Origin of the sequence: Halopenitus persicus, assembly GCF_900107205.1 — an archaeon.
In the GTDB taxonomy this organism is placed as follows: Archaea; Halobacteriota; Halobacteria; order Halobacteriales; family Haloferacaceae; genus Halopenitus; species Halopenitus persicus.
Genome location: NZ_FNPC01000003.1, coordinates 121057 through 135049 on the forward strand (window position 1 = coordinate 121057; position 13993 = coordinate 135049).

Genomic DNA, 13993 nt, shown 5'->3' on the forward strand with positions numbered 1-13993 from the left:
CCCGTGCGATCGATCGACGTCGGAACGGCTCGTCTCCGGTGGTGGTTTCGCCTCCTCGTCGTCGCGCTCCTGCTCGGGACGGCGGTCGGCGGCGTGAGCGTCCCGAGCGTCGCCGGCGCGTCCGGCCCGAGCGTCGCCGGCGCGTCCGACCCGATGACGCTGGCCGATGGTGCGGACCAGCCGGCGGTCCCGTCACCCCGACACGCCGGATCCACGCCGCCCGACGCCGACGTAGCTTCGTCGGTCCCCTCCGAGGAGGATCCATCAGCCGCCACCGACGGGAACGCGTCGACCACGGCCGGCGCCGCGGCAGCTGCCGCCGACGGGGTCATCGTCGAGCTGTATCCGAACCCGATCGCTGCCGGAAACGAGGGCGAGTACCTGATCGTCGACCTCCCGGTCGCGGGGAACTGGACCCTCTCGGACGGGTACTACGACACGCCGATCCCGGCGAACGTCTCCGGACGGGTAGCTCTGAGCACGGCGCCGGCCGCCGCGAGCGACCACGTCGACGGACCCGTCCGCCGGCTGCCCGAACACTTCCCGCTGTCGGCGTCGGGCGACCGGATCGTCCTCGCCTACGAGGGGGAGCCGGTCGACGTCGTCGCCTATGAGCGTGCTCGGGAGGCAGAGGTTTGGAACCGGTCGTGGGAGGGACTCCGCGGCAACGGGTGGCGGCCGTACGGGTACCAGCCGCACGGCTCCGGCACCGACGAGCCAGCCTCGACACGGGGATCCGGATCGGCTCGATCGATGCGGCCGACGAACCGGACCGCGGAGGTGGAGGCGTTCGTCCTTCCGGACGCGAGCGACGCGCCGCTGTCGGCGGTCGAGGGTGCCGAGGACCGGCTGTTTCTCGCGGGATACACGCTCTCGTCGACCCGGATCGCCGAGGAGCTGATCGCGGCCCACCGACGCGGCGTGACCGTTCGGGTCCTCGTCGAGGGCGATCCGGTCGGCGGGTTCTCCGCCGGCACCGCCCGAACGCTGGATCGCCTCGCCGACGCCGGGATCGAACCGCGCGTGCTCGCCGGCCCGCGATCGCGGTTCGCCTACCATCACCCGAAATACGCGGTCGTCGACGGCCGGGCGGTGGTTCTCACCGAGAACTGGAAGCCCTCGGGAACGGGCGGCGCGGCCAACCGCGGCTGGGGCGTCACGGTCTTCGACCGGGGATTCGCCGACGAGCTCGCGTCGGTGTTCGATCGCGACGCGACCGCGATCGACGCGGTTCCGTGGACCCGCTTCCGTGAGAACGTGACCGTTCACGGCGGCGGGCGGGCCAACGGAACCTATCCGTCGCGGTTCGACCCGCACCGGACGACCGCCTCGAACGTCGAGCTGCTACTCGCACCGGAGAACGCCGCCGACGGGATCGTCGACCGGATCGACGCCGCCGACGAGCGGGTCCTCGTGACGGTCCCGCGGACGGCCGGACCGGAGTGGCGGCTCCTCGAAGCAGTGATCCGGGCTGCCGAGCGGGGCGTCGAGAGCCGCGTGCTCCTCTCGAACGCGTGGTACGACGCGGAGCAGAACGAGGCGATCGCCGCGAGGCTGAACGACCGGGCCGCCGCCGAGTCGATCCCGCTGTCGGTCGCGGTGACCGAGCCCCGAAGCCGGTACGCGAAGATCCACGCCAAGGGGCTGGTCGCGGACGACGCCGTCGTCGTGGGGAGCCTCAACTGGAACCCCTCGGCGGCCACGCTGAACCGCGAGGTGCTCGTCGCGTTCGAGAGCGCCTCGGCCGCGGACTACTTCCACGCCGTGTTCGCGGCCGACTGGCGCGGCGGCAGCGTCCAGTTCCCGATCGGTCTGGCCGGCGGGCTCGCGGCCGTCGGCAGCGCTGCGTGGATCCTGGTTCGTCGGGAGGTGTCGTTCACGTGAGAAATCGATCCGACGTCGGTACACGGCGCCGGCGGTCAGCGCCGACCGACTCTCGGCCGTCGATCGACCGTTGACTGCCCGTCCTACTCCTCGAGAACGGTTGCCGAGGAGAGCGCCTCGTCGATCTCGGCGTCGGCCATCTTCTCGACGAGCGACTCGATGACCTCCTCCCGGCGACCTTTCACGAACTTGATCGATCCGACGACGAGGTGGCCGCCACCGGAGACGCCGGCCTCCGGGAGTTCCTCGTTCAGCTCGGTGACCATTCGCGGAATGTCGAGCCTGACGCCGTCCGACCGGAGCACCGCGAAATCCGGCCCGTAGCCGACGGTTATCACGGGATCGCCGGTCTCCTTGACCTTCGTGTCGTGCAGCTCCCCGGTCGTCTTCCCCGGCGCGGGATAGGTGAACCGATGGGCGTACTCGTCGAGGTCGACGCGGTAGAGGTGCGCCTCGGAGGCGAGCCGCTCGTGCTCGACGTGGCCCTCGAGCGCCGAGAGCTGCCGGTCGACGTCGCGCTCGGCGCGCTCCGAGAGGAACTGGACGAGACGCTCGTGGCGGTCCGAGTCCTCGCAGCCGACGTTCAGAACGTCGTTGACGAGCGTCTTGCCCTCGGAGTAGCGGAGCCAGTGGGCGGCGTAATCGAGCGCCTCGCCGATGTCGAGGACGTCGTCGCGGTCGTAGCCGGCCGCGTCGGCCAGCTCGAGGTAGTCGGTCATCGTCTCGGCCTTCGACCGGTCGGAGAGCCCGGCGACCGCCGGAACGTGGTCCAGCTCGCCGTCGAACGTCGGGTCGATGAGGCGGGCGAGCTCGACGCACATCATTCCGGTCGTGATCCGGTAGTCCTCGTCGTAGAGGTACGGGTTGACGTGGGCGTCCAGCAGCGGCTCGACGGCCTCCGGGTCGGGATGGTGGTGGTCGACGGCCGCGATCGGGATGTCGTAGTGCGCGAGGTTCTCGTAGGCGGGAACGTCCTCCTCGGTCGAGCCGTTGTCGAGCATCAGCAGGAACGGCAGCTTCTGTCCGTGCCGCGCCTGCCCGTCGAGCGCGAAGTTGAGGTCGCGGGTGACGTCCTCCATCTCGTAGTAGGGCGCCTTGCTCGGCAGCCGCTTGAACAGGTGTCGCGGCGCGTCGAGGTCCTCGTGAACCGTTTGAACGAAGTTCTCGAGGGCGTGCTGGACCGGAATGGCCGCACACATTCCGTCGCCGTCGGCGTGGTGGCGAACGCGGATCGGCCGTCCCTCCAGGACGGTTCGTCGCAGGAGCCGCGCGAGATCGCGGAGGTCGTCGTGGATCGGCTCGAAGGCCGTCCACTCGACGAGCGGAGCGACGTCGCTCGGCTCCGCGCGCTCCTCGATGCTCGACTCGAGCCGCTCGCGGGCCGCCGCCTCGCGGTCGCCCGAAAGCGGGGTCATCGAATCGACCTCGATCTGGAGGGCGTCCTCGCGGGTCTCGACGTCGCCCTCGACGCGGACGAGGTCGCCGACCGAGACGTCGGGATACGCCCGTACGCCCGCCTCCTCGAAGGCGGCACAGGAGACGATCCCCGAGGCGTCGGAGACGGCGAATATCGTCGGCCCGCCGGTCTGTTTGGCCTGTACGACCTCGCCCTCGATCGTGACGTTGGTGGCCGGCTCGAGGCCACGAATCCGCGTGATGTTCGGTTCGTGCTCGCGGATCTCGGTTCGGTAGTCCGTCGGTGCGGCGTCGTCGAACGCGATGTCGCCGTTCTCCCGGATCTCCTCGAGGCGAACCACGAGCCGGTCCCCGACGCCATACTCGTCCTGGAGGTTCGACTCGTGGACGAGTCCCGAGACGGCATCCGAGACGTCGACGAAGACCCCGTACTCGACGACGCCGTTGACCTCGGCGTGATAGTACTCTCCCGTCTCGACGTCGGCACGCGTGCAGTCCGGCGCGAGATCGTAAACCACGGCCCGATCGGCGGCGCCGGCATCGGTCGCCGTGTCGGGATCGACCGTCGAATCGGACGCGGCGGCTGTACCGTTCGTCCGGCTCGGTTCCGCGTCGTCGACGTACTCGAACGTGTCGGTCCCCTCGGCGATGTCGGCCTCGGGTTCGGGACTCGAATCGTCCCGCGTGCCGGAATCCCCGGCGGTCTGGTCGGTCATACCGACCGATTGACGGCGAGCCGGTGTTAAGCTTGTTATCTCCGGTTTCGGACCCGAGTCCCGGAGCACTGGCGACGCGGACTCCGGAATCCCTTTGAATCGACGGAGCGGAGGACGGAGTATGCGCCTGTTCCGGTCGGACGAGCTTCTCGGGATCGCCCGGGAGACGATGGAGTTCATCCTCGAGGCGTGCGAGGACACGCACCCGAACGAGTATATGGGGTTCCTCCGCGCCGAGGACGCGCGCAAGCTCGATCTGGACACGGACCGGTCCGGACAGGTGATCACGGACGTCCTCGTCATTCCGGGCACCGAGTCGAACCCGGTCAGCGCGACCGTGCGGACGAATATGAAGCCGAACGACGTCCAGTCGGTCGGCTCGGTTCACTCCCATCCGAACGGGGCGCTCCGCCCCAGCGCGGCGGATCTGGCGACGTTCGGGCAGGGACAGGTCCACATCATCGTCGGCGCGCCCTACGAGTGGGGCGACTGGCGGGTCTTCGACAACGAGGGCGATCCGACGACGATCGACGTGCTCGACGTCGAGCTCCCGGAGTCACACTTCTTCGATTTTACCCAGGCGGACATCGACCGCGAGCTGGAGGCCGAGGGCGTGGACGCTCGGGATGCAGGCATCGCGGACGCAGGTGACGAGGACGGAAACGGACAGGAGGACGCCGATGACGGGGACGATTCCACCGGGTGGTTGCGGTGACTCGCGTGCTCGCACAGGGAACCTTTGATCTCCTGCATCCCGGCCACGTCCATTACCTCGAGGACGCCGCGACCTACGGCGACGACCTCCACGTGATCGTCGCCCGCGCGAGCAACGTGACCCACAAACGCCCGCCGATCCTCTCCGATGAACAGCGGCGCGAGATGGTCGCCGCCCTGGCCGCGGTCGACGAGGCACATCTCGGCCACGAGTCCGACATCTTCGTGCCCGTCGAGCGGCTCGATCCGGACGTCATCGTTCTCGGATACGACCAGCACCACGACCGGACGGCCATCGCCGACCAGCTCGCGGAACGGGGACTCGACTGCCGGGTCGAGCGGGCGAGCCCACGCGAGTCGAAATACGAGGACGAGGTCCTCTCCACGGGCGCCATCATCGACCGGATCCTCGCGGAGCGTGGTGCCGACGCGGACCGGAGCACCGACGCGGACCGGAGCACCGACGCGGACCGATAGCCGGTTCGGTCGACCGATCGAGGGAGCGTTCGCCGAAGCGCGGGAGATATATGTGGTCGACCCGAATCCCCGATCAGTGACCGTACCCGACCGCGTCCCCGCGTTGCTCTCGGCCGCGACGATCGGGATCTACCTCCTGCTGATCGTCGGCGCGACGACGGCCCTCTCGGAGGCGACCACCGCGTGCGCCGCCTGGCCGGCGTGCGGAACCGGGTACACGATGCCCACGGAGCCGATCGGCTGGGTCGCGCTCGGCCACCGGCTGGCGGCGGTCGTCGTCGGCCTCCTCGTTGTCGCGGCGGCGGCGGCCGTCTTCCGCGACGGCGCCGCCGATCGGGTCCGAATCGCGACGGCGATCGTCCTCCTCGCGTATCCGATCCAGGCGGGCTTCGGCGCCTACATCGCGACCACGGCGACCACGCGGGTCGTCTCGGTTCTCCATCTGGCCACCGGGATCGCCATCTTCGCCACGTCGCTGGCTGCGCTGACGTGGTGGCTCGAGGCTGCCACCGGGGATCCGGACGAGGACCCCTCTCCGTCCGGTTTCGCCGACGCCGATCCGGTCGACGACGACCCGTCGCCGTCCGAGTCCCCGCCGATTCCGGCCGACGGCTGGCCGCGACGCGTGGCGACCGCGCGGGCGTACTTCCGATTGATGAAGCCGCGGCTGATGTGGCTGCTGTGTCTCGTCGCCGCGGCGGCGATGGCGCTGGCCGCGGGAACGGTCGACGGAGCGGCGTTCACGCCGCGAACCGTCGCCCTCACGCTCGTCGGCGGCTCCCTGGCGATCGGCGCCTCGGGGACGTTCAACCACGTGTTCGAGCGCGACGTCGACAGGCGGATGCAGCGAACCGCCGACCGGCCGCTCGCGCTCGATCTGATCCCGGTCACCCACGCGGTGGCCTTCGGGCTGCTGTTGGCGGTCCTCTCGGTCGCCCTGTTCTGGCTCGTGAACCCGCTTGCGTCCGTGCTCGGGCTGACCGCGATCGCGTTCTACAGCGTCGTCTACACGCTCGTGTTGAAACCGAACACCGTCCAGAACACCGTCCTCGGTGGGGCTGCCGGGTCGCTCCCGGCGCTCATCGGCTGGGCCGCGGTGACCGGCGAGATCGGCGGCGGCGGGCTGTTGTTGGCCGCACTCATCTTCCTGTGGACGCCGGCGCACTTCTACAACCTGGCGTTGGCCTATCGCGACGACTACGAGCGCGGCGGCTTCCCGATGATGCCGGTCGTCCGCGGCGAGACCGCGACGCGGCGGCACATCCTCTGGTACCTCGGAGCGACGCTCGCGGCCGCGGCGGTCCTCGCCGCGGCGGCCGACGCGCTCGGAGTCGTCTACCTCGTCGCCGGCGTCACGCTGGGCGCCGTCTTCCTGTGGACCGTCGTCAGGCTCCACTACGAGCGGACGGAGGCCGCGGCGTTCCGCGCGTTCCACGCGTCGAACGCCTACCTCGGGCTCGTGTTGCTCGCGGTCGTGTTCGACTCCCTCGTGGTCTGAGGCGCGGACGGAACGGCACGTGAGCGGGTGAAACGGGAGGGGTTCCGGACGCCACGGGGCGGGGACCGATCCGAACACGCACTGCACGCCCACGGCACCGAAAGCGAACCCCTTAGGCGGGCTCGACCCGCAGCGACGGGTATGGAAAACGATCCGGACGTCGACGGGGGAGGCGTCGGCGATCAGGGCGTCGACGGGGCCGGCGATCCGGTCCTGCGCGCCGACGACGTGCGCAAGTCCTACGGCGAGGTGACGGCGCTCTCGGGTGCCGACCTCGCGGTCGGCCGCGGCGAGGTCTTCGGGCTGATCGGCCCGAACGGAGCCGGAAAGACGACCCTCGTCAGGGCACTCACCGGAACGACCGCGGTCGAGGGAACCGTTCGCGTGCTGGGGACGGCGCCGGACGCGGTCGATCCGGAGCGCGTCGGGCTGCTCCCGCAGTCGTTCGACCCGCCGGGCCGGCTCACGGCGCGCGAGCTGGTGGCCTACTACGCCGGGCTCTACGACGACGCGCGCGACGTGGAGGCGGTCCTCGAGGCGGTCGGGCTCGCGTCGGACGCGGACGCGTGGTACGAGACGCTCTCGGGCGGCCAGCGGCGCCGGGCCTGCGTGGCGACGGCGCTCGTCAACGACCCCGACGTGCTCTTTCTGGACGAGCCGACGACCGGGATCGACCCGGCGGGCAGACGGGACATCCACCGCGTGATCCGCGAGGCCGCCGCCGCGGGGGTGACCGTCTTCCTGACGAGCCACGCGATGGGTGAAGTCGAGCGGCTCGCCGACCGCGTCGGGCTGATCCGCGAGGGATCGATCGTCGCCGTCGGCTCGCCCGAATCCTTGATCGCCGCCCACGGCGGGGAGCCGACGCTCACGCTCCGGCTCGAGGGGGCCGCCGAAAGGGACGTCGTCGAGTCGGGAGTGAAGGCAGTCCGCTCCGGCACGCCGTACGATGCACGCCGGGCGGGGACGACCACCGCGCGGGGCGGTGGCGCGGCCGGTATGGCCGGTGCGGCCGGTGCGGCCGGCACGACCGATGCGGCAGGCGCGGCGACGATCGAAATCACCGGCGTGCCGCTGGAGGGAATCGGCGCCGTCGTCGACGCGGTGACTGACGCGGGAGTCGGCGTCGAGTCGGCGTCGTGGAGCGAGCCCTCGCTCGAGGACGTCTATCTCGAGCTCACCGGCGAGGCGTATCGGCCCGCCGGTCCGGAATCGGGGACCGAGGCGAGTACGGGCGCAACACCGGAGCCTGAAACGAAAGCGGGAGGGGACTCGGAGCGACCCGAGTCGACCGCCGCGGAGGGATCGCGGTGAGTCGCGTTCGTCGGATCCGGGCGGAGGCGGTCGCGGCCGCCCGGTCGTTCCTGCGACGGCGGACGGCGGTGTTCTTCACCTTCTTCTTCCCGGTGATCCTCGTCGTGATCTTCGGAGCGCTCGTGCGGACGCAGCCGACCGGCGGCGGCCTCTTCGCCGAGCCGGCCGGCTACTACCTGCCGGGATACATCGGCGTCGTCGTGCTGTTCACGCCGCTGTCGCGCGTCGGCTCCGAGATCGCACGCCATCGCGACGGGAACCGGTTCGAGAAGCTCGCGACGACGCCGCTGACCCGGGTCGAGTGGCTCCTCGCGCACACGCTGGTCAACGTGGCGATCATCGGTCTGGCAAGCGTTCTCGTCTTCGGACTCGTGCTTCTCGTGACGGACGCGGCCGTGCGCGTCACCGCCGCGCTGCCGGCCGTGGCGGCGTTCGTCGTCGTCGGTGTCGCGGCCTTCTGCGGCGTGGGCGCAGCCCTCGGGTCCCTCGCCGACACGCAGGACGGCGTGATCGCCGCCAGCAACACGGTCGCGCTCCCGATCCTCTTTCTCTCCGAGACGTTCGTTCCGCCGTCGCTGCTGCCCGAGTGGTTCCTCCCGGCGGTGGCGGCCTCGCCGCTGACCTACTTCGCGCGCGGGGTCCGGGCGATCACCTACGACGGCGGCCCGTGGCTCGGCGACCTGGCCGTGCTGTCGGCGATCGCGGTCCTCACGCTCGCGGTCGGGTCACGGCTGCTCCCTCGGACCGATTGAGCCAGCGATCGCGGTTCGGAGCCCGCCGATCCACCGCGGTCGGCGGTTAACGATCGACGGTCGCAGTCAGCGGTCTGATCCGGTCCTGCCGTCCGACGACGGGTTTTCGTCCGACGGCGGCTTCTCGTCCGACGCCGGCTCCTCGTCCGATGACGGTTCCTCGTCGGCGATCCAGCGGAAGCCGCCGGTAGCCGCCTCGTTCTCGGCCGCATCGGACGTCCTATGCTCGGCCGCATCGGACGTGTCGTTCTCGACCGTGTCGGGCGCGTGCTCGCCCGATTCGGTTTCGGCCGGTTCGGATTCGGTAAACGAAGCGCCGCGTGCCCGGCGGTCCGCCAGCGCCGACCGGAGCCGGACCGTGAGATCTTCGCGAAGCCGGTCGGCGTCGGCCGCGTCGACGTCCAGCGCGGCGGCGTCGCGGCCGATGAACCCGCCCGAGCCCGCCGTATCGGCGACGACCGTGGCGATCCCCCACCGCCGCTGGAACACCGTCCGGCGGTCGATCACGGTCTGGATCCGGTAGTACGGGACGATCCGCGTCTCCCGTTTCCAGAAGCCGACGCGGGTGAGGAGGTGGTTCTCGCCGAGCCAGTAGCCGCGGTGTACCCACTTGTAGTGGGCCGCGACCGGCGCGAGGAGCACCAGGCCCGCCGCACCGTACCACGGGATCGGGGCGGCGATGACGCGGTCGACGCCGAACGCGACCGCCGTGAGGACGGCGACGATGGCTGCGTACCGGATCGCGTACCTGACGCGAACGCGGCCGGGCGGCCGGCGAAACTCCGGATCGCCGAACGTCTCGATGTCGCGGGCCAGCTCCCGGACGCGGTCGGTCCGTGCGAGCGGGACGGCCGCCTGGCTGCCGTACGTGCCGCCCTGTCCCGGGGCGTAGCCGGCCGTCTCGATCGTTAGCGTCGCGTACCCGGCCAGCCGCTTGGCCGGGTTGTCGGCGATCGTCAGGCTCTGCACCTTGTCCGTCGGGATCGATCCCGAGTACCGCTTGAACAGCCCGCGTTCGTATCGGAGGTCGTCGCCGGACCGGGTCAGCCGGAACCCGTAGTAGTTGGTGATCGCCACGGCCGCGCCGATGAGCCAGGAGGCGACGAGCAGTAGCCCGACGGCGATGACGCCGGTGATCGTGACGACGAGGGCGGTCGTGGTCGGCAGGTACCCGGAGAGCACGGGCACCGATCCGGAGCCGAGGAACGCCAGCACTCCGATGAGCCGCGGGTCGAACGAGAGCGCCCCGACGAGCGCCAGCTCGGTCGGTGACAGGCTGAACAGTTCGGTCTCCGTGTCCCCGGTCGGGATGCTGTCCCCCGAGCCGTCGACGTCCGACCCGGCGGCGGTCTCGAAGCCGCTCGCTTCCCCGTCCTCGCCCCGCGACGCCTTCCGCCGCCGGATCTCGCGCTGGAGCTCGTCGGCCCGCTCCGCCGACACGTATCGGATCGCACCCTCGGTGGAGGATCCGCCGGCGGTTTCGAGGTCGACGGCGGCGATGCCCAGGAGCCGCTGGAGCACGTTCCGGGAGACGTCGACGTTCTGGATCCGTCCGTACGGGATCTCCCGGTCGCGGCGGGAGATCACCCCCGACCGGACGTCGAAGGTGTCGGCGGTGAACTCGTACTCGAACCGCCGGTAGTAGGCGGCCTCGTACGCGAGCGCCGCGCTCGCGACCGCCGCGCCGATGCCGATCGCGACCACGCCGCCGATCGTGCCCGACGTCCCGACGAAAAACAGCGCGACCAGGATCGTCGACGCCTTCTGGAGGGCCCGGTACGGCACCGATATCGGCGACAGTCTCACACCGCGTCCTCCCCGTCGGCACGGATGGCGAGCCGTTTGAGCGTCTCACGGAGGTCGTCGGCGTCCTCGGGGGTCAGCCCCGGGATCCGGACGTCGGCGCCGCGCGAGCCGGCCGTGTAGACGACGCAGGAGGCCAGTCCGGTGGCCCGTTCGACGGGGCCGCGCCGGGAGTCGACGTGCTGGATCCGGACGAGCGGCACGACCGTCCGAACGGTGGTGACCACCCCGCGGTCGAGATACAGCGCGTCGTCGCGGATCGCGTACGACCAGCGCCGGTACCGGACGATCGCGTACGGGACCGCCAGCGCCAGCGCGAGGCCGCCGACGAGGGCGGGCAGCCACCGCGGCGTCTCGACGAACCGGCCGACGGCGGCGGCGAGGGCGGCGAGGAGGGCGGCGACCAGGACCGAACGGAGGATCCACACGACGCGGATGCGGGGGTTGAGGCGGCGCGTGGTCGACGCCGGATCCGGGGGCGGCGGCGACTCGTCCGGGGAATCGGTGTTCATACCCCGGTTTGTTCCGCGTCCGGTATAAGTCTCGGGAGGAGGTGGGATGCGTCAGTCGGCGGCGATCGGTCCGGATCGTGGCCGATGTGGGTTCCAGTGCCGTGAGTGGCAAAATATGTCACGACCGAACGCACCCGAAACTGACTTCGGGGATGGCGGTGAGGTCGACCCATGGGCAACGACGACCCGTTCGAGAACATGCTCGCCCAGATGGACCGCGCCGAGACGTACGCCGACGTCGACCACGGCGTGTTCGAGCGGCTCAAATATCCCGAGCGGACGCTCAAGGTGACGCTCCCGGTCGAGCTCGAATCGGGTAACATCGAGGTGTTCGAGGGGTATCGGTGCCAGTTCGACAGCGCGCGCGGCCCTTTTAAGGGTGGCGTCCGGTATCACCCCAGCGTCACCCAGCGGGAGGTCGAGGCTTTGGCCGGATGGATGACCTGGAAGTGTGCGCTGGTGGACCTCCCGTACGGGGGCGCGAAGGGCGGCGTCATCTGCGAGCCCAAGGACCTCACCGAGAACGACCTCGAGCGGCTCACCCGGCGGTACACCGAGGGGATCCGTCGGCTGATCGGCCCGGAGACGGACGTTCCGGCGCCGGATATGAACACGAACCCGCAGACGATGGCCTGGATGATGGACACCTACTCGGTGTACGAGGGGTACACGGTGCCGAAGGTCGTCACCGGCAAGCCGCTCGAGATCGGCGGGACCCCCGGGCGCGTGGCCGCGACCGGCCGCGGCGTCTCGATCGTCACCGAGCGCCTCTTCGAGTACCTCGAGAACGACCTCGACGACGCGACGGTCGCGGTCCAGGGGTTCGGCAACGTCGGGTCACACGCCGCGCGACTGCTCGACGACGCCGGGGCGCGGGTCGTCGCGACCTCGGACGTCACGGGCGCCGCCTACGACCCGGACGGGCTCGACGTGCCGACGCTCGGCGCGCACGTGGACGCCGGCGGGCTGATCGAGGAGTACACGGCCGGCGACCTCAAGGGCACGGACCGCACGCGGTGGGACGAACCCGAGATGATCTCCAACGCCGAGCTGCTCGAGCTGGACGTCGACGTGCTCATCCCCGCGGCGGTCGAGGGGGTCATCACCGCCGAGAACGCCGACCGGGTCCGGGCGAACGCGATCGTCGAGGCCGCCAACGGCCCGACGACCGTGGCGGCCGACGAGGTGCTCTCGGAGCGGGACGTCCAGATCGTCCCGGACATCCTCGCGAACGCGGGCGGCGTCATCGTCTCCTACCTCGAGTGGGTGCAGAACTCCCAGGAGTTCTCCTGGCCCCTCGAGACGGTCAACGCGGAGCTCGAGCGTCGAATCGGGTCGGCCTTCGACGAGACGATCGAACGGTATGACCAGGGTGACGTCCCCGACCTCAGGACCGCAGCCTACACGATCGCCCTCGAGCGGATCGCGCGCGCCCACGAGTACCGCGGGCTGTTCCCGTGACCCGCGTGGGCCGTTCTCGTGACCCACGGACGCGAAAGGCGCCTTATAAATGGCGGACGCTTTCGAGGCCGTCACACCCGGCGGATCCGGTCGGCGGTGACCGGGAGCGACCGGCAGTAGTGGACGAGCGGATCCCCGTCCGGGTAGTCGTACCCGTTGGCCGCGAACAGCGTGTTGGCTCGGATCTCGGCGGTCGCCTCCCGGATCGGCCAGGGGTCGTGGTCGATGGCTCCACAGTAGAGCCCGCCGGGCAGCGGTGCGTCGGCCCCTGCGGTGGCGTAGAACCGGTAGTTCTCGACGAGGAACGCCGCGCGCGTTCCGGGCTCCGGCGGGGCGGGTTCGGGGTCGTTCGCCGAATCCGCGGGTCGGACGGTCGCGTCGAACGCGACCGGATCCACGCCCGGATGCGTTCGTCGGCTCCGAAAGTGAACGGCCGTGACGGGCGGATCCGGCGTCGCGGCTCCGCCGGCAGCGTTCGCGTGCCGGTCCGCGCTCGGGTCCGCGGTCCCGTACTCGCGTCGAACCGACGCGTCGGCGCGGTAGTACGGCAACGCGAACAGCGTCCGCGCGATCGCCACGCCGATCGGGTCGTCGGCGTCGAGCGAGTGGAAGTAGACGCCGCGGCCGGCCGGCCCGTCGACGTAGGTCCGCAGGTTGAGCTCGACGAACGAGAGCCCGATCGGGAGCCCGCGGAGCCGGATGTCGTCCATTCGGAAGGGAACCACGCCGAGATAGGCGTCGCCGTCGACGGTGGCCACCTCGAGCCGGTCGGGGATCCGGTCCGCGACGACGGCGGGATCGACCGGCCAGTGGAGGAACGCGACGTCCGTCCAGGTCATCCCGATCGGGTCACGGCCGAGCATACCGACGCGTGGGGCGGCCGACCCAAAGGCCTCACGCCGTCGAGACGAGGTAGACGCCGCCGATGGCGCAGACGATCCCGACGACCTTCCGGAGCGTCACCGACTCGCCGAGCGCGAGGACGCCGATCACCGAGCTGAACACGAGAAAGGTCGCGAAGATCGGCGTGACGACGCTCACGGGACCGAGCGCGAGCGCCCGGTAGTACGAGAGGATGCCGATCGCCAGGAAACAGCCCGCGCCGAGCACGTAGACGACCTTCGGGTTCCCGACGTGCCCGGTGAAGTCCTGGCCGCTGACGAGCACGACGGCGATCGCGGCCGCGACGAGGATGATGTTGGAGATCGCCGCGGCGACGTCGCTGGGGATCGCGTTCGCCCCCGACGTCGCGATCCGCATCAGGGGCGCGACGAGGGCGTAGGCGGCGACGGCCAGCAACGAGTAGGGGACGTACGGTTGCATGGTCTTGCCTCGATCCTGCGCGGTGGTCGGCTTGTCGGTTCCGATCGCTGAACGTCTTTCCGGGTCTCGCGGCGTTCGCGACCGGAACTCGCCGTTCCCGTGACCGTCCGGGATCCGCCGTCG

The 13993-nt window shown here is 70.5% G+C and carries 12 protein-coding genes; 7 read left to right on the top strand and 5 right to left on the bottom strand.

The window, feature by feature from the left end; translation table 11 throughout:
* Window positions 1–3 precede the first annotated feature (3 nt).
* Window positions 4–1884, top strand: coding sequence for a phospholipase D-like domain-containing protein (locus BLV25_RS05830; RefSeq protein WP_092731380.1), 1881 nt, complete (start codon window positions 4–6; stop codon window positions 1882–1884).
* An 83-nt stretch (window positions 1885–1967) separates the two neighbouring features.
* On the opposite strand, the gene BLV25_RS05835 is transcribed toward BLV25_RS05830, so the two are convergent.
* Window positions 1968–4016 carry a DHH family phosphoesterase gene (locus tag BLV25_RS05835; RefSeq protein ID WP_092731382.1) on the bottom strand — a complete coding sequence of 683 codons (2049 nt, stop codon included), beginning with the start codon at window positions 4014–4016 and terminating at the stop codon, window positions 1968–1970.
* 121 nt (window positions 4017–4137) lie between these two features.
* Here BLV25_RS05835 and BLV25_RS05840 point away from each other — a divergent pair, with 121 nt between their 5' ends.
* The 5 genes from BLV25_RS05840 (at window position 4138) to BLV25_RS05860 (ending at window position 8771) form a co-directional block, all read left to right on the top strand.
* A complete protein-coding gene (locus tag BLV25_RS05840; protein WP_092731384.1) occupies window positions 4138–4731 on the top strand; it encodes a Mov34/MPN/PAD-1 family protein in 594 nt (197 codons plus the stop codon).
* Window positions 4728–5207 carry an adenylyltransferase/cytidyltransferase family protein gene (locus tag BLV25_RS05845; protein WP_092731386.1) on the top strand — a complete coding sequence of 160 codons (480 nt, stop codon included), beginning with the start codon at window positions 4728–4730 and terminating at the stop codon, window positions 5205–5207. The genes BLV25_RS05840 and BLV25_RS05845 overlap by 4 nt, the downstream gene beginning before the upstream one ends.
* Before the next feature lie 76 nt (window positions 5208–5283).
* Window positions 5284–6705, top strand: a complete 1422-nt coding sequence (gene cyoE, locus BLV25_RS05850; RefSeq protein ID WP_092731828.1) for a heme o synthase — start codon at window positions 5284–5286, stop codon at window positions 6703–6705.
* A gap of 141 nt (window positions 6706–6846) precedes the next feature.
* Complete coding sequence (locus BLV25_RS05855; protein ID WP_092731388.1) at window positions 6847–8019, top strand: ABC transporter ATP-binding protein; 1173 nt, start codon at window positions 6847–6849, stop codon at window positions 8017–8019.
* A complete protein-coding gene (locus BLV25_RS05860) occupies window positions 8016–8771 on the top strand; it encodes an ABC transporter permease (RefSeq protein WP_092731390.1) in 756 nt (251 codons plus the stop codon). Before BLV25_RS05855 ends, BLV25_RS05860 begins: the two co-directional genes overlap by 4 nt.
* A gap of 66 nt (window positions 8772–8837) precedes the next feature.
* Here the strand turns inward: BLV25_RS05860 and BLV25_RS05865 are convergent, their stop codons facing one another.
* Both BLV25_RS05865 and BLV25_RS05870 read right to left on the bottom strand, forming a co-directional pair.
* Complete coding sequence (locus BLV25_RS05865) at window positions 8838–10577, bottom strand: PH domain-containing protein (RefSeq protein ID WP_092731392.1); 1740 nt, start codon at window positions 10575–10577, stop codon at window positions 8838–8840.
* Window positions 10574–11086, bottom strand: coding sequence for a PH domain-containing protein (locus tag BLV25_RS05870; protein ID WP_092731394.1), 513 nt, complete (start codon window positions 11084–11086; stop codon window positions 10574–10576). Before BLV25_RS05870 ends, BLV25_RS05865 begins: the two co-directional genes overlap by 4 nt.
* Before the next feature lie 171 nt (window positions 11087–11257).
* Between BLV25_RS05870 and BLV25_RS05875 the strand changes: the two genes are divergently transcribed.
* The gene (locus BLV25_RS05875) at window positions 11258–12547 is read left to right on the top strand and encodes a Glu/Leu/Phe/Val family dehydrogenase (RefSeq protein ID WP_039401791.1); all 1290 of its coding nucleotides are present in this window, start codon (window positions 11258–11260) and stop codon (window positions 12545–12547) included.
* Window positions 12548–12618: 71 nt separating this feature from the next.
* Here BLV25_RS05875 and BLV25_RS05880 read toward each other — a convergent pair whose 3' ends face one another.
* Together BLV25_RS05880 and BLV25_RS05885 are read right to left on the bottom strand one after the other, a co-directional pair.
* On the bottom strand, window positions 12619–13410 hold the full coding sequence (locus BLV25_RS05880; RefSeq protein WP_021073752.1) for a YqjF family protein: 792 nt from the start codon (window positions 13408–13410) through the stop codon (window positions 12619–12621).
* Between the two features lie 31 nt (window positions 13411–13441).
* Complete coding sequence (locus BLV25_RS05885; protein ID WP_039401788.1) at window positions 13442–13870, bottom strand: EamA family transporter; 429 nt, start codon at window positions 13868–13870, stop codon at window positions 13442–13444.
* Window positions 13871–13993 lie beyond the last annotated feature (123 nt).